The organism is Pedobacter ghigonis, assembly GCF_903166585.1.
Classification (GTDB): Bacteria; Bacteroidota; Bacteroidia; order Sphingobacteriales; family Sphingobacteriaceae; genus Pedobacter; species Pedobacter ghigonis.
The window spans coordinates 177,140-199,777 of the sequence record NZ_CAESCM010000005.1 but is presented as its reverse complement, the minus strand read 5'-3'; the positions used below and the strand labels follow the sequence as shown (position 1 = coordinate 199,777).

Genomic DNA, 22,638 nt, shown 5'->3' with positions numbered 1-22,638 from the left:
AGCATCTCTTCTTCCTCGAATAAAACCATTAAATTGAGGTCCTGAAACAAGTTCAGGAAGACGATCGTATTTGATTATACAAACCTACTTCACCAACCTCACTTCATACACATTCGCTATCGCTGAACCACTATCCGCGACAAACTTCAGCTCTAAATCTGCTTTTAGCAATGCCTTTGGAATTTCGTACTCGTGGGTATAAAAAGCCTCCCCTCTGCTCCCATCAAGCTTTACGTTTTCAATAACAACACCATTAATCCAGATCGAAAAGTTTCTGTTCTTTTCCTTTCCGTAATAAGTTAAACTCAGCTTCGTAGCCAGTAAATCCTTATTTTTAAGCGAGTAGCTAAACCATCCTTTTCCATTTCTAAAATGTCTTTCTTTAAAAGTACCGTTATCGGTTTGCTCACCTTTAAAATGATGATCCGACTCTGGTTGTTGTTCGCCGGTATTAACCAAATCGACCGTTTTCTGCTCCAATATCATCTTTTCCTCTTCGGCCAGTTTAATCGCCTTCGCACGTTCGGGCAATGCCGCTGCACTGCTATATGGAAAGTAAACCACGTAACGTTTTTCGGCCAAAGTATAAAATGGCACCAGTTTTAACGATTTATATTTAGGTTGATAAATCGCATTTTGCGCACTGAAAGTTAAAGTGCTCCGATCTGTTAGTGTAATTTCTTTTGCTAAAGTATTTTTTCTCCCTGTAACCAATGGTGCATCGCTAATTGGAAATAAAGCGCCTGAGGCAATGTGCCCCATCCTGCTATCATCGGCTGTTAAATTGGGTTCACCTAAGGTATCGAGTGCTGCAGCCAATACAATCGGACCGCGAAGAAAAGCTACCCAATCCGAACCATCCGGCATAAACTCAGTTGTGGTATGCATTGGTAAGGCAATATTAACCACATCACCACTAGCCCAAACACGGTCGATACTGCAATAACCGTTAACATCGTTTTTTACCGCTACCTTTTTCCCATTCACCAAAACCGTCATTTTTTCTTGTCCTAACCAGGCGGGTTTACGGAAATGCAAAGCAAAACGCTGTTTGTTTGTCAGCTTAAATTGGAGCGTAGTATTTTCAGCCTCAGGAAAAAGTGTTTGCTGTGTAAGCTGAAGGCCTTTCTCCTTCCAGTTTAGGGTTGAGGGAATAAAAAGGTTTACATATACATCATTCGCATTATGGGCGTAAATCAGCTCGCCGTATTTTCCATGGTTCTCCAGACCAGAGCCTACACAACACCAAAAACTCTCCTGCGGACTCGAATAGGTACGGTAATGCCCTGGACGCATTGGTGTAAAATACACAAAACCACCTGCTGGCCTTTGCGAACTGAGAATATGGTTATAGAGTGTACGTTCGTAATAATCGAGGTAAGTGTTAGCAGGAGCAGCCAAAAATAACTGTTTGGTTAGCTTTAGCATGTTATAGGAATTGCAGGTTTCGGGCCCTTCGCGCGATTCAGTCATCGATGAAAAATCGTTCGCGGGATGAAAATGCTCCCTTACACTGTTCCCCCCAATGGCTACGGTACGATGTTGTACCACCGTTTTCCAGAAAAAACTGGCTGCATTGGCCCAGGCAGTATCTTTATCCAGCAAAGCAATCTGCTCAAAACCAATCACTTTCGGGATCTGCGTATTGGCATGTAAACCATTTAGCGCATCCGTATTTTTTAAAAGCGGTTTAAGGATAGACTGATCTGAAAATCGTCTTGCCAATTTAAGATACTTTTGATCGCCGGTTAGGGCATACACATGTGCGAAAGTTTCGTTTAAACCACCGTGCTCGCTCTTAAGAAGCTCCTGCACCTGCTGATCGGATAAATTGGCCACCAGATCCACACACCAGTCGGTTAATTTAATCAGCATCTCTTTGGCCTGTACATTGCCGGCAACTGCATAAGCATCGTATAAACCTGCATAAATTTTATGGATATTGTACAAAGGCACCCATTTACCGTTAAGCGAGAAACTAGATGACTTAATGTTACCAGCTTTAATTTCTTTCCAGATTTCCTTTCCTCCCGGAATACCCGCCAGATAACCATCGCCATTTCGATTCTGGCATTTGGCCAGTTCCGCAACCATATAATTCAATCTTTCCTTTAAACGTATATCGCCGGTAGCGGCATACATTAACGAAATGGCCGATAAATAATGGCCGCCGATATGACCATCCAAACCCGTATTTTCCCAATTGCCATACGACTGCGCTTTAGGTGTTAACCCGGCTTCCCGTAAATATGGAGCAAGCAGCCGGTCGGCATCGAGCGACAGCATATATTTTAAATCGGTTTCCTGCGCCCGTTTAAAGGGGCCTTCCAATAATTTAACTTCGCTTAAGGCAAATGGCTGTAATGCGTTTTGCCCAAAAACGGTAACCGCCGAAGAAAAAAGCAGCAAGATCAATATTGTTCTCATCTTCTCCATTTGTTAATTGCCATCAGGTTTGACCACGCTACTTTTCGGACTTTCGGGCCAGTGCCAGCTGTTTACGTCGTCTGGTTTCGCCGGATCGAATTTCGGCAGATCACTAATCAGGTATTTCGCAATGCCCAGTTTCTGCTCCTTAATGCCTAAAATAATGCATTGTGCAATTTCGTAAGCTCCATAAGGGTTAAAATGGGTATTATCGGCCAGTGCTTTATCCTGCCCAGGGTAACTATTGGCCGGGTAATGTACAAATGCTTTTTTAGAAGGTTCTTCGCCCAGGGCATTAAATAAAGTTGTTGTCATGGCATTAAGATCAATCAAGGCAACTTTTTCTTCGGCAGCTACCTTACGTGCCGCATCGGGGAAATCGCCCAGAGAATTTACAATTTTCCCTTCCAGGCCAAAAGACCGTCGGCTGGTAGAAGTTACCACAACCGGAATACCACCCTTTTTCTTTGCCTCGCTAATAAAGGTCTTTAACCTTTCGGTGTACGATTTATAGGCACCATCGTTTGGTCCTTTTTCTTTCTGGTCGTTATGACCAAATTCGACAAACAGGTAATCGCCAGGTTTCATGATGCTTAAGATCTTAGCTAAACGCCTGCTCCCTGCAAAAGAGCCTAATGTTAAACCCGATTCTGCATGGTTAGCAATAGCCACACCGGGTTTAAAAAAGCGGGGAATCATTTGCCCCCAAGAGGCCCAGGGCTCATCGTCCTGGTTCACAACCGTCGAATTTCCAGCCAGAAAAACCGTTATCTGATCTTCTGCTTTGGTAATTTCGATGGCCTGCAGGGCCGTTTGGTGATCAAATTCCAAAGTCAGTTTATCGTCCCAATCCAGCTTGGTCAGTTCGCGTGGTTTTAGTCCAACAACCTGTCCACCTGCAATATTTTTATCTTTAATATTAACCACAAAGGTTTTGTTGATCGATTGGCCGGCGGCAGTTTTGATATTTTCGAGCATAAGCCTGCGCGACTCGGCTTTTACAGTACTCAGTGCTGCATTTTTAGGGTCGCCAAGTGTTACGATCACTTTATAATTCCCTTCGGGTAAAGCCACCGAAAAATAAAAAGGTTTATCACTTTTAACCAGATCGCTGGTTAAAAGATTTTTACCGCCATTGTTTTCAGCACTTACTTTCGAGTCAAAATCAAATCCATATCCCTTTTCCCTGCTGTAGGCATCGCCAGGTAAAATCTGGGTATAACCCTGGGCAACCTTGCCTGGGCCAAAATCGAATTTGTAACTGGTTTTCTGCTGGGCCTGCGAGAGGTTAGCCAATAGCCCTAAAACAACAAATGGTTTTATAAAATGCTGAATGCTCATAATCTAAATTGATACAGGCCTGCCATGGTAACCCAAGGCGTATAACATCCTGATTTGAATCTGGTTAAATTAAACGTCTTATTGACGATTATAAAACGAATATATAAAAACAATTCCCAATTAAACCATTAATACGGAGATCTTTTAATTAATGATGTTTTTAATATTTATAGATGCCACTTATCTGAGAAAAAGCCAGCAAAGCAGCCTTAATAAGCCAGAATTAAAACTAAATATTTGTATGATTAAACCTACTTAGTGTTTTTATGGAATTTTCAGGTAAAAATTTCAGATGAGACATGAAGCCTAAAAAATGACAAAGAAAACATAATCAACACAGGTAAATCTGCAAAAATGAGGACAATCACTAATCAACAACTTAGAAAAACACAAGCTTAAGCAGTAATAAAGCAATCAGTTAACAAATAAACCATACGAATTAATCAATTGATAATATTAAATCAATAACCGCTTAATTTTTAGCTTCCAAATCCCGAAAAACCTTAAAAACACATCAATTTCATATAAACAATAGTCTTCCTGTTCAGAAAATTCATTTTAGCCTAAAACGAAAACTTTAGTCTTTTCCAGTCATTCACTTCATTCATTCAGCTCCATTTCTGAAAATCTGACCCTACCAATTTGTACCTTAGTCTAATTAATCATACACACTATTTCAAGCGCTAAAAAGCTGTATTGCTGTGTATTAAAGTCGGCATAAAGAACCATTATGCCGCACATAAAGTCATCCACCAAACAAAGTAGAAGATTCAAATCTAAAGCCATGAACAAACACGCCATCATTGGAGTAACGCCTTTCGAAATCCCCGATAGTAGATTGGTTTCCGATTTACAAAAAGCAGGTAGCTTTCCAGTATTAAGCCTTGGACATTGTCTTGAAGAAGCTGAATTAGCCCTTCAATCAACCATACAATCCGAATTGTCTGATTTTGGGGTCTGCATTCATTCGCAGGCATTAGCAGATATCCGTTTACCACAGCAGGTAAGCCTCATTATTGCTCCTTTTGGTTTGTCGGTTCCTTCACCAAAGAACGCAAAAATAATTTATCAAGTTTTCGATCTTGAATCAGCCCTCGCAGCAGAAAAAAATGGCGCTTATGGCATTATTGTAAAAGGAAATGAAGGCGCTGGCTGTGTTGCTTACGAGTCTTCCTTCATACTTTTTCAACGGGTTATTAAAGCAGTCACCCTTCCGGTTTGGATTCAGGGTGGTGTAGGCATCCATACAGCGGCATCGTTAATGGCGCAGGGAGCTGCCGGTATTATTCTCGATAGTCAACTGGCTATGTTTTCCGAATGTTCGGCACCTGCAGCTTTAAAAAACATCTTCGGAAAATTAAGTGGCACCGAAACCAAATTAATTGATGGCTGCCGTGTGCTTGTTCGGCCAAATTCGCCAGCCCTGGCTGATGATACGGACTACCTCACCCTACAGCATTACTTCAAAGGTTACGATTTAGAAAAGCATTACCTGCCAATGGGTCAGGATATTGCCCTATCAGCAGATCTTGTAAACAAATATAAAAAGCTAAACAAACTGATTTTTGGCCTTCAGGAAGCTATTTACGGGCACATTAAACAAGCAAAGGCCATCAATGTAATTAAGCCGCACAATTCGCTTGCCCAGGATTTAAACATCACCTACCCTATTGCTCAAGGACCTATGACCCGGGTGAGCGACGTAGCACCATTTGCAAATGCTGTTTCGGAAGCTGGTGCATTATCGTTCATCGCACTATCCTTATTAAAAGGCGAATCGGCCAAAAACCTGATCGAAGAAACCAAAAAGTTTGCAGGCGAAAAAACCTGGGGTGTTGGTATTTTAGGTTTTGCTCCACAGGAACTCAGGGATGAACAGCAGGAATATATTTTAAAGGCCAAACCTCCTGTTTTATTAATTGCAGGCGGCCGGCCTTCGCAGGCCAAACCTTTCGAAAAGGCAGGCATCAAAACTTTTTTACATGTGCCTTCAGCCTCGCTGCTCGATATGTTTTTGAAAGAAGGAGCCAAACGTTTTGTATTTGAAGGCCGCGAATGCGGTGGTCATGTTGGGCCTTTATCCAGCATGGTATTGTGGGAAAAACAAATAGAACGTTTGCTAAAGGAAGAAAACCCAGAAAGCATCAGCGTTTTCTTTGCAGGTGGAATCCACGATGCTTTTTCTACTGCTTTCATCTCGGTAATGGCTGCTCCTTTAGCGGCTAAAGGAATGAAAATCGGTGTTTTGATGGGTACAGCCTATTTATACACCAAAGAAGCCGTAAGCTCGGGTGCCATCTTGGATCAATTTCAACAGGAAGCCCTGAATGCCAGCGAAACCGTATTGCTTGAAACTGCTCCAGGGCACGAAACCCGGTGTTTAAACTCTCCTTTCGCAACTTTTTTCAATGAAGAAAAACAAAAAATGCAAGCCGCTGGACTGGATAAAAAAGAAATCTGGTCGAAACTCGAAACCCTAAACGTTGGACGTTTGCGTATTGCTGCTAAAGGAATTGAAAGACGTGGCAACGAACTGGTTAAAATTGATCAGGCCGGGCAAACCGACCTGGGCATGTATATGATCGGTCAGGTGGCTCCGATGCAAAAAGAAATAATATCATTACTGGATCTTCACCAGGATGTAGCCGATCAAAACTATAAGCATATTTTAGAGGCAAAACTTCCTGCTCCTCCCGAAAATAAGGCGCAGGCATTAGATGTAGCCATTGTAGGCATGGCCTGTATTTTCCCTGGCGCAAAAAATCTCGAAGAATACTGGCGCAACATTATCTTAGGTAAAGATTCGGTAACCGAAGTACCCGACGAAAGATGGAACAAAGCACTTTATTATAACCCCGATTCAACAGCCGGTGATATGTCGCACTCCAAATGGGGAGGCTTTATTCCAACCATCGATTTCGATCCACTCGAATTTGGTATTCCACCGCAATCGTTAGCGGCAATAGAGCCTACACAACTCCTCAGTTTACTGGTGGCCAAACAGGCATTACAACACGCAGGTTATGCCGATGGAGGCATGGATAACGAAAATGTTTCGGTTATTATTGGTGCAGAAGGTGGAAACGATCTGGCCAACAGCTATAGCTTTAGGGGCTATTACAAGCAGGTTTTTGGCGAAATGCCTGCCGAAGTTGACGCTGCTTTGCCTAAAACCACCGAAGATTCTTTTCCGGGCATTTTAGCCAACGTAATTTCCGGCAGGATTACCAACAGATTGAACCTTGGCGGTAGAAACTATACCGTTGATGCAGCTTGTGCGTCTTCGCTTGCGGCAATAGACCTCGCTTGCCAGGAGTTATTTTTAGAAAAATCAGATATGGTTTTGGCGGGCGGAGCAGACCTCCACAATGGCATTAACGATTACCTGATGTTTTCGAGCACGCATGCCCTTTCTAAAAAAGGCCGCTGTGCCACTTTTGATGCCGAAGCTGATGGAATTGCCCTCGGCGAAGGTGTTGCAATGGTGGTGCTGAAAAGATACGAAGACGCACTAAAAGATGGCGACACCATTTTCTCTGTTATTAAAGGCGTAGGTGGTTCGAGCGATGGAAAAAGCCTGGGTTTAACCGCTCCACGTAAAAACGGACAGGTAAATGCGCTCGAAAGAGCTTACAGTCAGGCCGGAATTACCCCATCTTTAATCGGTTTGGTAGAAGCACATGGTACAGGTACCGTAGTTGGCGATAAAACTGAAATCAGCGCACTAACCGATATGCTCAACCAATCGGGTGCAACAGCAGGACAAACGCATTTAGGCTCTGTAAAAACGCAGATTGGCCATACCAAATGTGCCGCTGGTATTGCGGGTTTAATCAAAACCTCATTATCGGTTTACCATGGGATAAAACCTCCAACCATTAACTTAAAAACACCCAATAGCTTTTACAATGCACAAACCAGTCCTTTCGCTTTCCATACCGAGGCCGGTTTATGGATGGAAGAAAAACGTTACGCAGGTGTTAGCGCCTTCGGTTTTGGCGGAACTAATTTCCATGCCGTTTTAGAAAGTGCAAAAAATACAGCAGATCAAAATCCGATCTTAAAATCGTGGCCATCAGAACTATTTGTTTTCAGGGGCGACAGCTACGAGGAAGCTAAAAACCGTCTCGTTTCAGTAAAAAACCTTTTGGAACTGAATGATCAGATCGAACTGAAAGATATTGCCTACAGCCTGGCAACAGCAGATGCAAAACCTGTTCAATTGAGCATTGTAGCCAACCATGCCGAAGATCTGGTGATGAAAATCGATCTTGTTTTATCCGGCGTTGAAAGCAAAGATACCTACCTCACTAAAAAACAGGATGGTAAAGTGGCCTTCATGTTTCCCGGACAAGGCAGTCAGCGTGTAAACATGGCCAGAGACCTATTTGTGGTTTTTCCGCAGATGAGAAAATTGTTAAAAGATTACCCGGAGTATGAGAAAATACTCTTCCCCAATACTGTTTTTACCGAAGCCGAAGCAAAAGCACAGAAAGAACGCATAAAAGATACCCGCATGGCGCAGCCCCTGCTTGGCATTGTCGACCTTGCTATTGCCAGCTTCCTGAAATCGCTGGGCATTGTACCCGATATGGTTGCCGGCCATAGTTATGGCGAACTGCCTGCACTTTGTTTTGCTGGTGCTTTCGACGAAAAGGACTTGGTGCATTTAAGTGCCGAAAGAGCACTGGCGATCTTAAACGCTGTAGAAAACGGCGATCCGGGTACCATGCTTGCCGTAAGTACGAAACAAGAAAACCTTGCACAATACTTAAACGATATTGAGGGAGTTTATGCCGTAAACTTTAATGCCCCAACACAATGTGTAATTGCAGGCAGTACTCAGGGCATTGCCCAACTGTCGGCGGTTTTAAAAGCGGCTAAAATATCTTTCCGTCCGCTCGAAGTAGCCTGCGCATTCCATAGCCCATTGGTTGGCAAATCGAAAGTGCTTTACCAACAGGTGCTTTCAGATGTAAACTTTAACGATCTTAAAATTCCGGTATGGTCTAACACCACAGCCAAAATTTATCCAACCAAAGCAGCAGCCATTAAAGAACGGTTAACCGATCATTTAATCCAGCCTGTTCTTTTCGTAGATGAATTAAAGGGCATGTACGCAGCAGGTGCGCGCATTTTTATTGAGGTTGGCCCGGGCAAGGTATTAAGTGGCCTCACTAAAGCCTGCATCGGCCAGGATGAGGTAATTTTACATACCGAAGATCAGGGACAGAACAAATTAAGCCATCTGCTCGGCACACTGGCCGGCTACATGGCTACAGGTCGCGAAATATTGATCGAAAAACTTTTTGAAGGCCGCGAGGCTAAACTGATTAAAATCGATGAGCCTGCATTATACAAAAAAAGTCCGGCCATTTGGCAGGTTAACGGCCAGCATGCTGTTCCATCAACCGGCAAGCTCCCCGCTTACGGTGCATCTCCTATTACTAAACCTATCACGCTTATGAATAACACCATTACCCCAACAGAAAATCAACAGGCTTTTGGTTCTGCCAAGGACCTGATGATGCAGGAATACCTGCAAAGCATGAAAGCAATGATTCAAGCGCAACGCGATGTAATGCTTTCTTTTTTAGGTCAGGTACCTGCCCTGCCAGCGCATTACCAACAGCCTTTAAATACGTATCAGGCCCCTCAACCCATCCATATTGAAACCATCCCTGTAACACAACAAATCGCACAACCTGCTCCGGTTATCCAGGCGGTTGCCGCGGTTACGGAACAAAAAGACCTAAAACTCGTGTTACTGCAAATTGTGAGCGATAAAACCGGTTACCCGCAGGAAATGCTCGGTATGGAAATGGACCTCGAAGCCGATTTAAGTATCGATTCGATTAAACGGGTAGAAATTATCGGTGCACTTCGCGCCGAACTGGGTGGTTTTGCCCAGCTCAATTTGCCTGAAGATAAAATAATGGAGCAACTGGCCGGACTAAAAACCTTAAACAGCCTGGTAAATTGGATTACTGAAAATTCGCAATCCAAAACCACTGCAACAGCCGCTCCACAAGCTGCCCAGACAGTTAGTCAAACCGAACCGGCTAAACTTTCCTTAAACGACTTAACCTCCGTTATTTTAGATGTGGTGAGCGAAAAAACCGGTTACCCTAAAGAAATGCTGGGCATGGATTTAGATCTTGAAGCCGATTTGAGTATCGATTCGATAAAAAGAATGGAAATTATTGCCTCCCTGAAAGAAAAAATTGATTTTGGCAGTGCAAGCGAACAGACTGATGATTTAACAGAAAAACTGGCCGCGATTAAAACCTTAAGCAGCCTGGTAAACTGGATTGCAGATGTAGAAGCCGAAAGCTCGGAGGTGCTTATCGAAGCAAAAAAGCTTATTGAGGAGAGCATCGACGATCAGACCGTTAAAGAAAAATTATCGCGTTTGAGATTTGAGCTTACTCCTGCGGCCTTAACCGTTACCGAAGCCGCCATTTTAAAAGGACAACGTTTTGCCTTAACTGATGATGGTGGCGGACAAGCCGTCAAAATCAAAAAGCTTTTAGAAAAACATGGTGCCATTGCCGATGTAGTCAATTTCGAAGATCCTTTGGATGGCTATCAGGGACTCATCATCATGAACATGTTCGAAGCACAAAAGAAATCGGGCATCCTGGATCATTTTGCAACCATTAAAAAACTCAATTTCGACACCGTTAAATGGGTGTACCTGATAGCTGATACCAAGCGGTATTTTAACGATCAGTCTGATATTTCTTTCTTAAGGAATTACCAGGGTTATTCGGGTTTCTTTAAAAGCCTGGATCGCGAATATGAGCACACCAAATGCCGCTTCATCAGTCTGGAAACCAAAATGTCGGCCGATGAAATTGCCAACATGGCGCTGAACGAAATTTTAAACCCGGATAAACCTTCTGAGGTTATCTACAACGACCATAAGCGTCACATTATGGAGCTGATCCCAACCCAGCTAAGCACCGAAACCGATGCACATATCCATTTAGATAAAGATTCCGTGGTATTGGTATTGGGCGGCGCACAAGGTATCACAGCTGAATTAACGATCCATTTTGCCAAAGATTATCCTTGTAAATATATCCTGGTGGGCCGTTCGGCAAATCCGATTTCCTCTGCAAACGAGCCCAGTGCTGCATTAAAAACCAAAGATGAGATCAGGCAATACCTGATTAAACAGGGAGAAATTAAAAAACCTGCAGAAATTGAACAGGAAACCAATAGGATTTATAAAAACAACCAGATTTTACGTTGCATTGCCACTTTAGAAGAAGGTGGTTCTACCGTGGTTTACGAATCGCTAGATCTTAAAGATGAAGAAGCTTTAACCCGCCTGATTAACCAGGTTTACGAAGAACACGGGCGTATTGATGGTGTGGTACACGGTGCAGGTTTACTGGAAGATAAGCTCTTCCACAGCAAAACATCCGAATCATTTGGTCGCGTTTTCGATACCAAAGTGACCCCATTAAGGGTGCTTGCAGAGCAATTACGACCTGAAACCCAGTTTGTAATCCTTTTCTCGAGCATTGCTTCTGTTTATGGAAACCGTGGACAAACCGATTATGCAGCTGCAAACAGTGTAATGGATAAATATGCCTGGGCCCTGAAACAGAAAATACAGGGTAAGGTAATGGCGATTAACTGGGGCCCCTGGAAAGGTGCAGGTATGGTTTCGCCAACTTTGGAGAAAGAATACCAGCGCAGGGGAATTGCATTGATCCCGCTACAGGATGGAATGGAAACTTTCCTTAACGAACTAAAATATGGTAAAGAAAGCCAGGTATTGATCATGGCTGGAAACACCTGGACATAGAAAGATCCCCTAAGCGAAAAAGATGAAGAAAAGCGACATAGCAATTATTGGAATGTCATGCATTTTTCCAGGTGCGAAGGATATGCAGACCTTTTGGGAGAATATCATCAACAGGGTAGATGCCACACAACAGGTTCCGGCCGATCGGATTGATCCGGTACATTTCAACAAAAACCTGGGCGGTGTTGATCGTTTTTACTGCAACCGGGGTGGTTTTATCCCTGATCACCAGTTCGATCCGCAGCGTTTTGGTATTTTACCATTAGCGGTTGAAGGCACTGAACCTGATCATTTGTTAACCCTCGATCTGGTTCATCAGGCACTCGAAGATGCAGCGGTATTCGAAAAAAATTATTCCCTCGATAAAACCGGGATCATTATTGGTAAAGGTAATTATATAGGTCCCGGGGCAACCCGTGCCATCGAAATTGTACGTACAGGAGAACAGATTTCGAGCATAATGAAAGATTTGATGCCACAATTGAGCGAGGCCGAAATTGAAAAGGTAAAGCATGAGTTTCAATTGCGTAAAGGCCGTTTCAGCGCCGATACGGCCATGGGACTGATCCCTAATTTAGTGGCCTCGTTAGTGGCAAACCGGCTTAATTTAGGCGGCTTGGCCTTTACGCTGGATGCAGCCTGTGCCAGTTCGCTCATTGCAGTTGATCATGGTGTGCAGGAACTGAATAGCGGCCGTTGCGATATGATTATTGCCGGCGGTGTACATTTGGGTCAGAATGCAGCTTTCTGGAGTATTTTTTCACAACTGGGCGCTTTATCCAAACAGGAAAAAATTAAACCTTTCGATCAAAATGCTGACGGCCTGATTATTGGCGAAGGATGCGGTTTTGTGGTGCTTAAACGACTCAAAGATGCCATCCGCGACCAGGATAAAATTTATTCGGTAATTAAAGGTGTGGGCATCAGCAGCGATGGCAGCGGAACCAGTGTAATGAGCCCATCGGTTAAAGGCCAGTTAAAAGCCATTACCGAAGCATGGAAAAATGCCGGATTGGAAAGTAAAAATATTGGTTATTTAGAAGCCCACGGTACCGGCACACCACTTGGCGATAAAACCGAGGTAGAAACCCTGAAACAGTTTTTTGGTCAGGATGCAGATCTGCCAAAAGCGGGTATCGGTTCGGTTAAATCAAATATCGGCCATGCCATGCCCGCAGCCGGGATTGCCGGCTTGATTAAATCGAGTTTGGCACTGTATCATGGCATCATTCCTCCTACTTTGCATTGCGATGAACCCATTGCGCAACTGGCAGAAACCCGTTTCTCAGCCGTACAGCAAGCTGCCGACTGGAACCAGTCGGGTTTACCAAAACTTGCTGCTGTAAATGCCTTTGGTTTCGGGGGAATCAATGCCCACGTGGTACTAAGCGCTTACGATCGTCCTAAAAAAGACGAAGTTTTGGTGCTTGCTCGGCCTAGTCATGAAGGCTTGATTCAATCACTCGAAAATGGTGATTACAGCATCGGGCAGGGTAATTTCCGTTTGGTACTGTTTAATCCGAGTGAAGAAAGGATTAAAAAAGCCCTGAAAATTGTAGCTAAAAATGCTCCCTGGAGGAATAAACAAGATATCTGGTACACCAATTCGCCTTTATTGGCCAACGATGGCAAAATAGCCTTCGTTTTCCCAGGTTTAGACGGGCTTGCCGGTGGCGAAATTAAATCGGTAGCCGATTATTTCAACATCAATATCGATGAGAACGACAAACAGGATGGACTTTTAAGCGAGGCGCTCAATATCCTGAACAAAAGCAGCGTTTTAGACCAGGCCTTAAAACAATTGGGTGTTAAATCGGATATGAACGCAGGCCACAGTCTTGGCGAATGGCTTGCAGCAAGATCTTCGGAACTTGCCGAAGAAAGTTCGGTAATGAATTTATTGAATGTACTTAACCCCGAAACTTTTGAGCTTAAAGATTCGCGGTTTATTGCCGTTGGTGCAGGTTTAGCTAACCTCCAACCCATTATAGAAAGTATCGCTGATTTGTACCTATCGAACGATAACTGTCCGCAACAGGTAATTCTCTGTGGCAGTAAAAATGCGCTCGATGAGCTGGTGCCGATATTAAAAGCGAAACAGATTTTCCATCAGATCCTGCCTTTTCAATCGGGTTTCCACTCACCATTTGTGGCAGATAAGTTGGGCCTGATTCTCGAAGGCATGCAGGATATGCAGTTCAGAAAAACCACAACGCCACTTTGGTCGGCTACTACTTTAGAAACTTATCCCGAAGGTTTTGAGGCCATCCGCCAGTTAAGTGCCGAACACCTGATTAAACCGGTGCGTTTCCGCGAGCTTACCGAAAAACTCTATACTGAGGGCGCACGTGTATTTATCCAGGTAGGTTCTGGTGGTTTGGTAGGCTTTATCGACGATACGCTAAGGGGCAAAGATTTTAGTACCATTAGTGCAAACGTGCCTATCCGTTCGGGTATTACGCAGTTGCAAAGGGTTTTGGCGGCACTTTTTGTCGAAGGAAAAGAAATCGGGCTCAATTACCTTGGCAACATTAAATCAACGCCGCCACAAAAAAACAAAGGCATTAAACTCGAACTCGGTTCGCCGATTATCCATAACCTGCAAACGCTTAAAGGTTTAACCATTAAGCAAGCTCAGCCTGTGCAGCCTAAAACTTTTGTAGAGGCCAAACATCCCGTTTTACAGGCTTTTAACGAGAATGTAATGGAAATGATCAACATGCAAAGCGAAATGATCGGGCTTTTTGAAAATGCCGCGTTGCAGGTTGATCAGCCAGGCAATTGGGCACCAGCTGCGCCGGTAAAACCAGTTAGACAAGCCTTTAGTAAAACGCTGGATGTGAGTTTGGAGAACTGCCCTTACCTTATCGATCACTCGCTATTGAGGCAGCCAAAAGGTTGGCCAACCGTAGAAGATATGGACCCGGTGATTCCGATGACCATGATTTTTGAAGTGTTTGCCGAAATAGCCAATGCGCAATCGCCCGAAGAAAAAGTGCAGAAAATTATGAATATGCGCGTTTTTCAATGGATGAATGTAGTTAAACCTTTCCAGGAAACCGTAACGGGCGAGTGGAAAGACGAACAAAGGGTTTACCTTAACCTCGAACGTTTCGCCAATGCTGAAGTACAGCTTGCAGCGCAGTTAAGTCCTGCTCCAAACCGGAATTTCGACATCGGAAAATTACTGGATATCGACCGTACTTCTGCACAGATTTACGACGCGCACATGTTCCACGGACCGGATTATCAGGGTATCAAAAAACTAGTCGCTGTTGGCGAAAAAGGAATTACCGGTATTATCGAAGCTGCAGGCGGAAAAGGTTCTTTACTGGATAATGCAGGTCAGTTGTTCGGTTTATGGCTGCAGCTTACTTTAGAGAAGGATAGAATTGCTTTTCCTGTTAAAATCCAGGAAATTGAATTTTTCGGCGATATGGCCGATCAGCAAGGTACTTTCGAATGTACCTGCGTGCTTACCGAAATCAACGATGAATTTGCCACAGCCGATATCGTGATGAAAAGAGATGGCCTAACCTGGTTGATTATTTCAGGCTGGCAGAACCGCAGACTCGAAATCGACGAACCACTTTGGAATGTATCGATGTCGCCACTGCACAACCGTTTATCGGAAGAGGTTGCGCCAGGTGTTTTTCTTTTCGGTAATGCCTACACACGTGTGGTGTCGTGGGATTTCATCCTCAAAAGATATTTCAACCAAACCGAAAAGAAACATCACAACAACCTTTTGCCCAATAAAAGAAGAACCTGGATGATCAGTCGCGTAGCTGCAAAAGATGCGGTAAGAAATTTACTGAATACGCAGAAAAACCAGGCCTGCTATCCGATTACTTTCGAAATTTATTCAGACGAACACCGAAAACCTTATGTTAAAGGCGGTTTAACCGTTAATATCAATATTTCTATTGCGCATAAAGGTACTGATGCCGTTGGCATTGCCCGATTTAACGAACCCGTTGGCATCGATATCGAACACATAGAAGAACGCAGTGCAGGCTTTTTTGATCTCGTTTTTAACGATCACGAAATGGCACTGCTGCAAAACCGCGACAAAATTGAATGGGCAACCCGTTTCTGGGTAGCTAAGGAAGCCTACGGAAAATACCTGGGCAAAGGTTTACAGGGCAACCCAAAAGCCTATACCGTAGCAGAGGTAAATGGCGAAGAATTACGCATCAATAACATCACAATTAAAACAATCAAACATAAAAACTATATCATCGGATGGACACTATAGCAACTACGAAACTGAGCAGCGAAGAAATTTTCGACCTCATGAAAAAATTTATCACTGAAGTAATCGGCGAAGAATTTGTTGAAGAAATGGATATCACCCCCGAAAGTTCTTTCACCAAAGACCTCGAAATGGACAGCATCGAAATTGTGTCTTTTTCCGAAAAAATCAAAGCTCATTTTGGCGAGCAGATCGATTTTACGGGCTGGTTATCATCAATGGATTTAGATCAGCTGATCAATTTAAACCTGGGTATGATCATCTCTTATATCGAAGAATGCCAGTCATAACGGTAAACGGCAAATCGGTTCATATTCAGGAACTCAACAAAGGGGCTGCTGAAACCATCATCCTCGTTCACGGGATGTTCAGTAACCTGTCTGTCTATTATTTTAATATCGCACCATTGCTGGCCACCAAATACCATGTGGTACTTTATGATCTGAAAAGCCATGGCATGAGCGAAAAAACTTTGTTCGGTTACGATCTCGAAAGCATGACCAACGATCTGCTTGAACTGATGAAGGAATTAAACCTGCAAAAAGTGCATCTGGGCGGGTATAGTTTTGGCGGATTGATTGCTTTAAAAATGGCCATCCGTTTTCCGGAGCGCATAAACAAGCTGGCTGTAATAGAGGCACCCGATCCGAACGATGATAAAACAAGGGGTATTATTGACGAGTACAGCCGCGAGTTTCTGGAGCATTACGTCGAAAATTTTACCGATACCACCAAAGTGAAAATGGGTAAAAGGCAGATGGAACGTAACCACCGCATGTACGAGTACCTCTTTTATCAAACCTCTATCAAAACCGATATGGAACTCGAAAAAGACTTTTTCGGCAGCCCGGCAATCAGAACCATAAAAAAATCTACCCTGTTATTATATGGCACAGATTCCAATTGTTTAAACGCAGGTAAACACCTTGATAGAATGATCGAAAATGCAGATTTAATTGCCGTTCCGGGCGATCATAATATTCCGATCCAGCAACCATTAGTTATTGCAGAAACCTTATTAAACTTCTTCAAGAAAAATAAAATTAAACACAGATGGCAAAATTCGTTTTTGTAGTTCCTCCCCTAACCGGCCACATCAACCCAACCCTGAGTATGGGGGCAGCTTTACTGGAAAGAGGTCATCGTGTAGCGTGGATTACTTTAGATCAATCGCTGGGCGATAAACTCCCTGAGCGCGGCGAGTTGCTCGTAATCAGCTACGACCAGAACGACCAGCAGAAAAAAGATTCAGAAAAATACCTCGATATCATTGCCAAAAAGATTGTGTACGGTATCGATAGCATCAAATTTCTGTACGAAGAAGTATTGATTCCGCTAAACAGGCACAGTTACGAAGGTATTGCCGGTCTGCTTGATCAGTTTAAGCCCGATTTGGTAATTACCGATCACCAGATGTTTGCCGGTACCATTGCCGCAACCAACAAAAACTACCCTTACGTTACTTCGGTTACTGCTCCGGCAGCGATAAAAGTAATGGATGAGTTGCCAAAAGTGCACGAATGGGAAGTAAACCAGATTGTGGAGCTGCAAAAAGAATTCGGCATTACGGCAAGCGGTTCTATTGCCTGCTCCGATCTCGCCACTTTGGTACTTACCTCACGTGATTTCTTTGGTGAGATGGAACTACCTGAACATTTTAAATTTGTAGGCCCTGTTTTTAACCATCGCAAAACAACTATTCCTTTTAACTGGGATGCGTTTAAGAACATTACCCAACCTAAAATACTGGTGAGCATTGGTACCACCTTCGATCACGAACATAAAAAAGCATTTTTTGCCAAGGTAATCGAGGCTTTTGCTAATGAAGACCTGCATGTGGTAGTGGTTTCCGATCCTGCTTTATTTGATGAGTGGCCGGCTAATTTTACCGTGCAGCGCCAGGTACCACAATTGGAACTTTTACCACACCTTGATGCTGTAGTTTGCCATGGCGGACACAATACCGTTTGCGAAACTTTAATGAACGGACTGCCCATGGTGGTAATCCCGATTGCTTACGACCAAAGCCACGTAGCCGGACGTGTTTTCAGGGTTGGTGCCGGAGAACGTTTAAACTTTAACCGTTTTAAAGCCAGCCACCTTAAAGAAGCCGTAAACAAAGTGCTGCAGAACGATAGTTACAAAATTGCTGCTGAGCAGATTAAACAATCCTTTATCCAGGCCGGTGGAACAGAAAGTGCTGCCGATTTACTGGAAACTTTAAGCAGCAGAACCTCAAACGTATTCATCAGTTAAATTATACAATATGTCAAAATTCCTTTTCGTTGTCCCGCCTTTCTTTGGCCATATCAGCCCGACTTTAAGTATTGGCGCAAGTTTACTGGCCCGTGGCCATGAAGTAAAATGGCTTGGCATTACTCCGCTTGCACAGGTACACTTGCCCGAAGGGGGCGAATTTATTTACCCGGAAGAAGATCTGGTAGAATATGCTGATGAAATACAACGCATTTTAAAACGTCAGGATGATGGACCTGCCTGTTCTGGTCCGGAGGTGATGAAACTGGCCCTCGAAGAAACTTATGTGCCTTTTGCTAAAATGATGATGAAAGGACTGAACAACTTTGTAGATGCATGGAAACCCGATGTGATCATTAACGACTGCATTACCTTTGCCGGTGCATTAAGTGCACATTTAAAAGGTATTCCATCGGTTACCACTACCCCTGTTCCTCCAGATGTGATGGGCGATACTGCTAATAGTGCACCTAAAATATTCGAATGGCAGCAAAACCTGATTAAAGGTTTGCAAAGAGAAGTGGGTATTTACAGCGATGATATCCACATCCACTCGCACGAGCTGAACATGGTTTTCACCTCGCAGGCTTTTGCAGGTTTTGAAAAAAAACCTTCGCACATGCATTTTGTTGGGCCCGTAAAAGGCAGGCCAAATTTAGCACCATTCGACTGGGAACGTTTAAGCCAGGCCACTACGCCAAAAGTATTTGTTTCTTTAGGTACGCTACTGGTTGATATCCGTAAGGAATTTTTCCAGAAACTGATTACCGCTTTCGAAAACGAACCTGTAACCATTGTAGCCGCAACCAATCCGGATATTTTCGAAAAATGGCCCGATAACTTTATTGTAAATGGTTTTGTACCGCAGTCAGAACTGATGCCCCACATGGATGCCGTAATCTGCCATGGTGGTTTTAATACCGTAAACGATACGTTCACCAACGGTTTGCCGATGTTGATTACCCCCATTGCCTACGATCATTTCCATACGGCTAAATTAATTGAAGGCGCAGGTTGTGGAGTAAGCATCCGCTACAAACGTCTACGTATCAGCGATTTGAGAAACACTGTTTTTGAGTTATTGGAAAACCCAAAATACCGCCAGGCAGCACAAAAAATAAGAGAAACCTTTATAGCTGCCGGTGGCAATGATAAAGCGGTGCAATTGCTGGAGGATTTTGCTGAAGTTAATAGAGTTGTCAACTTTGATGGCCCGCTTGCCTAGAAGTTGACAACTCTGGTGACAACCATCCCCGTGGCCGTCACCCTGTCCCGATTTTAACATCGGGATCAGGGCTCAAAGAATAATAAGAGATGCTGAAATAAATTCAGCATGACGAATCTAATACAACACTAACTAAATGAAAAGAAAACTGCTATTTGGCGAAAGGATGTTATACGGAGACGGCAAAGGCCCGTTTAACATTGTAATACCATTCAAAATCCGGGGAGAAATAAAGGAAGATAATTTAAGGTTTGCCCTGTTCAAAATCCAGAAAAAACACCCCTGGTTAACTGCAGCCATACGCTTTGATGAAGATAAAAGGCCCTGGTTTGTAACCAACCTTACCGAGGTTTTTAAAATCCCTATACGCATTGTAGAGCGCTTAAGTGATGAACACTGGGAGCAGGAATCTACAGCAGAGTGGAAAACTTTATTCGATGCCTCAACCGCACCACTTTGCCGCATTACCTGGATTAAAGGAAATCAGGTATCCGAAATTCTGATGGTGTACCACCACTGCCTTTGCGATGGCACCGCAGCACTTTCTATTTTAACAGAGCTGCTTCAGCTTTTAGATGATCCGGATACTGATATTGGCAAGGAAATCCCCATTATGGGCGTAAAAGATGTAATACCGGCAAAGGTATTGAACAGTTACCACAGCCGCATCAAAAACGGTCTCATCGGTAAAATTGCCACACTTGCCCTGTGGATGATCCCGATCAAAAAAGTAGCTGTTGAACGCAAAAAAGATTTTATGATCCGCTGGAAATTCGATCAGGAATTTACCACAGACATTATTAAATTCTGCAAAGCCAATCAGTTTACCGTAAACACATTGCTTAGTGCTGCCGTATTAACCGCTTTTAAAGCAGTAAGAAAAGAGAAAGCATTTAACAAAATATCGCTTCCGGTTGATATCAGAAACTTTAATCCGATCATAAAAAAAGACCACATTTTTGCCTTTGGTTTAATGATTGTGCTTTCACTGTTGCCCGAAAAAGACTTTCTCGAAAATGTAAGGGCATTGCAAAAAGAGGTGAACGATAAATCGGCCAAACTCAATCCATACAGCCTAATGATGATGATGGAAGCTTGTCACCCGGCGCTTAAAAACTTCACCAATTTCTTAAAATACGGTAAATCGAGCAACGATTGTATGTTTTCTAACCTGGGTAAAATCGACATCCCTCACCAATACCAGCATTTTGAAATAGAAAGTATATACAGTCCTTCGGTAATGGGGCCTTTGGGCAACACCACAACCATGATTGCTTCTACCTACCGCAACCAGATGGACTTTACTTTTGTGGCCAGCGAAGGTTATTTACCTTTTGTAGAAGCTGAAGCCATCAAACAGCAGGTAATATCCATCCTTAAAAGCCAGATCGTACAACCCATTGAAGTTTTAAGCGCAATCGCATGAAAAGAAGATTAATTTTAGGCGAAAGAATTATGCATGTTGATTCAAAGACACCTTTAAACTGTGTTTTTGGAGCTAAAATTAACGGCAAAATCGGTGAAGAAGACCTGCATCAGGCACTTTATAAAATCCAGCAAAAGCATCCACTGCTGCGCATGAATATTGATAACAGCGGAAAGGAGCCCTATTTTGTATTAAACGAAAACATGGGTAAAATCCCGGTGAGGGTTTCGGTGCGTTCATCAGATCAGGACTGGCTGCAGCAATCGAAAGTAGAATGGTATAAACTCTTTAATTCCACAAATGAGCCTTTAGCAAGAGTGGTTTGGCTACAGGGCGAAACCGAATCAGATCTCTTATTGGTACTCCCACATTGTATTTGCGATGGAACCACTATTTTAAATCTAATGCGCGAGTTAATGGCGTTGATTGATAACCCTGAACAAGAACTGGTTCCCTACCAATCTTTTACCTCAGTTAAAGAACTGCTTCCCGATGATTTTAATACCAGCAAGACAAGCCACTTTAAAGGAAAAATTTTTGCAGCCCTGGGCCGCTTGTTTTTCTTCTTTAAATCTACTTCTTACAACAATAGCGACCGGCTTAACTATGCCATTAGCTGGAAAATAAATGCTTCAGACACCCAAAACCTGTTGCTGAAATGTAAAACTGAAAAAACCTCGGTGCATGCTGCAATCTGTGTAGCTTTTATGGAAGCCTTTAAACAGTTACAGCAAGATAAAGCGCATGGCAAGGTAATTTGTCCGGTTGATATCAGGCGCTTTGTAGCACCCATAAAGGAAGATAACATGTTTGCCTTTGCCCCGATTGTAGAATTAAAGCTCGATCAGCAGGAAAATACCTTTTGGACCAAAGCGCGTAAATTAAAAAACGATCTGGAAGCTAAGATTACAGAAATGAAAGTTCACGATCTTTTAAACATGAGCGAATATTTTCATTCATCGGTAAATAAAATGATTGGCTTTTTGAAAACAACCAAAGGCACGCACGATATTACCCTAAGCAATATGGGGCTTCTAAACATTGCTAAAAACTATAAAAACTTTAGCATTGCTACCATTTACAGCCCTACGGTTGCTTTTCCCTGGCGCAATGCAAATACTTTAGTGCTGAGCACATTTAATGGTGAAATGGATTTCTCGTTTATGTCTAACGAGTCTTTTTTAAGGGAGTTTGATGCCTGGCAGGTAAAAGATCAGGCGATGAAACTGATTAGCGAAAATATAAAGGAATTGGCTAATGTCTGATGTAGAATTAGAGGCGCAAGCCAAGGTATCAAACTGGCACAAATTTGTGCGCAAAAACCTGTTAATACACCTTATTCCCAATATGGTGCTCAATACTGTTGTGCCTTATTTTGCCTTTAAAACACAAAATTCGGTACATTTATTTAGTGGCGAGCAAAATTTAGCCCGGTTCTTACTGCCCATGTCATTGCTGCTTCCTTTTATGATTACCCTCGATATTTTGAAGAAGATAAAGGAATTACAGCATTCGGAAGCCATTCATTATAAAGCGGACGAAAAAATAACGGGCTATCCGTTCATCCTGAAGAAGGCAGGCCTTAATGGCCTCTGTAGTATTGCCGTTGTTTTTGCGCTTATGCTTACCCTGCATTTTTCATTTCCTCCAAACCACGATTTCGGCATAACCCCATCTGCGGTTTGTGCAGGTTTATTGGCCGGTTTATATTCCCTTACTTTTTTCTACCTCGCTATTAGAAGGTTTAAGATTGATGCGCCGTAGTACACAGTCTTTTCTCTTTTTTGCCACGGATGCGCACAGATAAACACAGATAGATCGAGTATTTTTCCCATCTGTGTATCCTTTCTAAAATATTTAATCAATTACCACAATCTAGTCCTCGTTTG

The 22,638-nt window shown here is 43.1% G+C and carries 11 protein-coding genes; 9 read left to right on the top strand and 2 right to left on the bottom strand.

Annotation, left to right across the window (positions count from 1 at the left end; genetic code table 11):
- Window positions 1–84 precede the first annotated feature (84 nt).
- Both HWV58_RS09910 and HWV58_RS09905 read right to left on the bottom strand, forming a co-directional pair.
- Window positions 85–2,427: a glycoside hydrolase family 127 protein gene (locus HWV58_RS09910; protein ID WP_217706970.1), complete on the bottom strand. Its 2,343-nt coding sequence runs from the start codon at window positions 2,425–2,427 to the stop codon at window positions 85–87.
- A gap of 12 nt (window positions 2,428–2,439) precedes the next feature.
- Window positions 2,440–3,768: a rhamnogalacturonan acetylesterase gene (locus HWV58_RS09905; protein ID WP_175633954.1), complete on the bottom strand. Its 1,329-nt coding sequence runs from the start codon at window positions 3,766–3,768 to the stop codon at window positions 2,440–2,442.
- Window positions 3,769–4,552: 784 nt separating this feature from the next.
- Between HWV58_RS09905 and HWV58_RS09900 the strand changes: the two genes are divergently transcribed.
- The 9 genes from HWV58_RS09900 to HWV58_RS09860 all read left to right on the top strand — a co-directional run bounded on the left by HWV58_RS09900 (window position 4,553) and on the right by HWV58_RS09860 (window position 22,513).
- Entirely contained in the window at window positions 4,553–11,587 is a 7,035-nt protein-coding gene (locus tag HWV58_RS09900; protein WP_175633953.1) for a type I polyketide synthase, read from the top strand.
- A gap of 22 nt (window positions 11,588–11,609) precedes the next feature.
- A complete protein-coding gene (locus HWV58_RS09895; protein WP_175633952.1) occupies window positions 11,610–15,845 on the top strand; it encodes a type I polyketide synthase in 4,236 nt (1,411 codons plus the stop codon).
- The gene (locus HWV58_RS09890) at window positions 15,833–16,132 is read left to right on the top strand and encodes an acyl carrier protein (protein ID WP_124560137.1); all 300 of its coding nucleotides are present in this window, start codon (window positions 15,833–15,835) and stop codon (window positions 16,130–16,132) included. Before HWV58_RS09895 ends, HWV58_RS09890 begins: the two co-directional genes overlap by 13 nt.
- Window positions 16,120–16,917 carry an alpha/beta fold hydrolase gene (locus tag HWV58_RS09885; protein WP_175633951.1) on the top strand — a complete coding sequence of 266 codons (798 nt, stop codon included), beginning with the start codon at window positions 16,120–16,122 and terminating at the stop codon, window positions 16,915–16,917. Before HWV58_RS09890 ends, HWV58_RS09885 begins: the two co-directional genes overlap by 13 nt.
- Window positions 16,896–18,098: a glycosyltransferase gene (locus tag HWV58_RS09880; RefSeq protein WP_175633950.1), complete on the top strand. Its 1,203-nt coding sequence runs from the start codon at window positions 16,896–16,898 to the stop codon at window positions 18,096–18,098. Before HWV58_RS09885 ends, HWV58_RS09880 begins: the two co-directional genes overlap by 22 nt.
- A gap of 10 nt (window positions 18,099–18,108) precedes the next feature.
- Window positions 18,109–19,323, top strand: a complete 1,215-nt coding sequence (locus HWV58_RS09875) for a glycosyltransferase (RefSeq protein ID WP_175633949.1) — start codon at window positions 18,109–18,111, stop codon at window positions 19,321–19,323.
- Window positions 19,324–19,459: 136 nt separating this feature from the next.
- Window positions 19,460–20,749 carry a condensation domain-containing protein gene (locus HWV58_RS09870; RefSeq protein ID WP_175633948.1) on the top strand — a complete coding sequence of 430 codons (1,290 nt, stop codon included), beginning with the start codon at window positions 19,460–19,462 and terminating at the stop codon, window positions 20,747–20,749.
- Window positions 20,746–22,014 carry a condensation domain-containing protein gene (locus tag HWV58_RS09865; protein WP_175633947.1) on the top strand — a complete coding sequence of 423 codons (1,269 nt, stop codon included), beginning with the start codon at window positions 20,746–20,748 and terminating at the stop codon, window positions 22,012–22,014. The genes HWV58_RS09870 and HWV58_RS09865 overlap by 4 nt, the downstream gene beginning before the upstream one ends.
- A complete protein-coding gene (locus tag HWV58_RS09860) occupies window positions 22,007–22,513 on the top strand; it encodes a hypothetical protein (protein ID WP_175633946.1) in 507 nt (168 codons plus the stop codon). Before HWV58_RS09865 ends, HWV58_RS09860 begins: the two co-directional genes overlap by 8 nt.
- Window positions 22,514–22,638 lie beyond the last annotated feature (125 nt).

Bases quoted from the DNA above. Each gene is read 5' to 3' on its own strand.
- HWV58_RS09900 (WP_175633953.1), top strand. From the start codon at position 4,553: ATGAACAAACACGCCATCATTGGAGTAACGCCTTTCGAAATCCCCGAT.
- HWV58_RS09905 (WP_175633954.1), bottom strand. From the start codon at position 3,768: ATGAGCATTCAGCATTTTATAAAACCATTTGTTGTTTTAGGGCTATTG.
- HWV58_RS09865 (WP_175633947.1), top strand. From the start codon at position 20,746: ATGAAAAGAAGATTAATTTTAGGCGAAAGAATTATGCATGTTGATTCA.
- HWV58_RS09880 (WP_175633950.1), top strand. From the start codon at position 16,896: ATGGCAAAATTCGTTTTTGTAGTTCCTCCCCTAACCGGCCACATCAAC.
- HWV58_RS09875 (WP_175633949.1), top strand. From the start codon at position 18,109: ATGTCAAAATTCCTTTTCGTTGTCCCGCCTTTCTTTGGCCATATCAGC.
- HWV58_RS09890 (WP_124560137.1), top strand. From the start codon at position 15,833: ATGGACACTATAGCAACTACGAAACTGAGCAGCGAAGAAATTTTCGAC.
- HWV58_RS09870 (WP_175633948.1), top strand. From the start codon at position 19,460: ATGAAAAGAAAACTGCTATTTGGCGAAAGGATGTTATACGGAGACGGC.
- HWV58_RS09885 (WP_175633951.1), top strand. From the start codon at position 16,120: ATGCCAGTCATAACGGTAAACGGCAAATCGGTTCATATTCAGGAACTC.
- HWV58_RS09860 (WP_175633946.1), top strand. From the start codon at position 22,007: ATGTCTGATGTAGAATTAGAGGCGCAAGCCAAGGTATCAAACTGGCAC.
- HWV58_RS09910 (WP_217706970.1), bottom strand. From the start codon at position 2,427: ATGAGAACAATATTGATCTTGCTGCTTTTTTCTTCGGCGGTTACCGTT.
- HWV58_RS09895 (WP_175633952.1), top strand. From the start codon at position 11,610: ATGAAGAAAAGCGACATAGCAATTATTGGAATGTCATGCATTTTTCCA.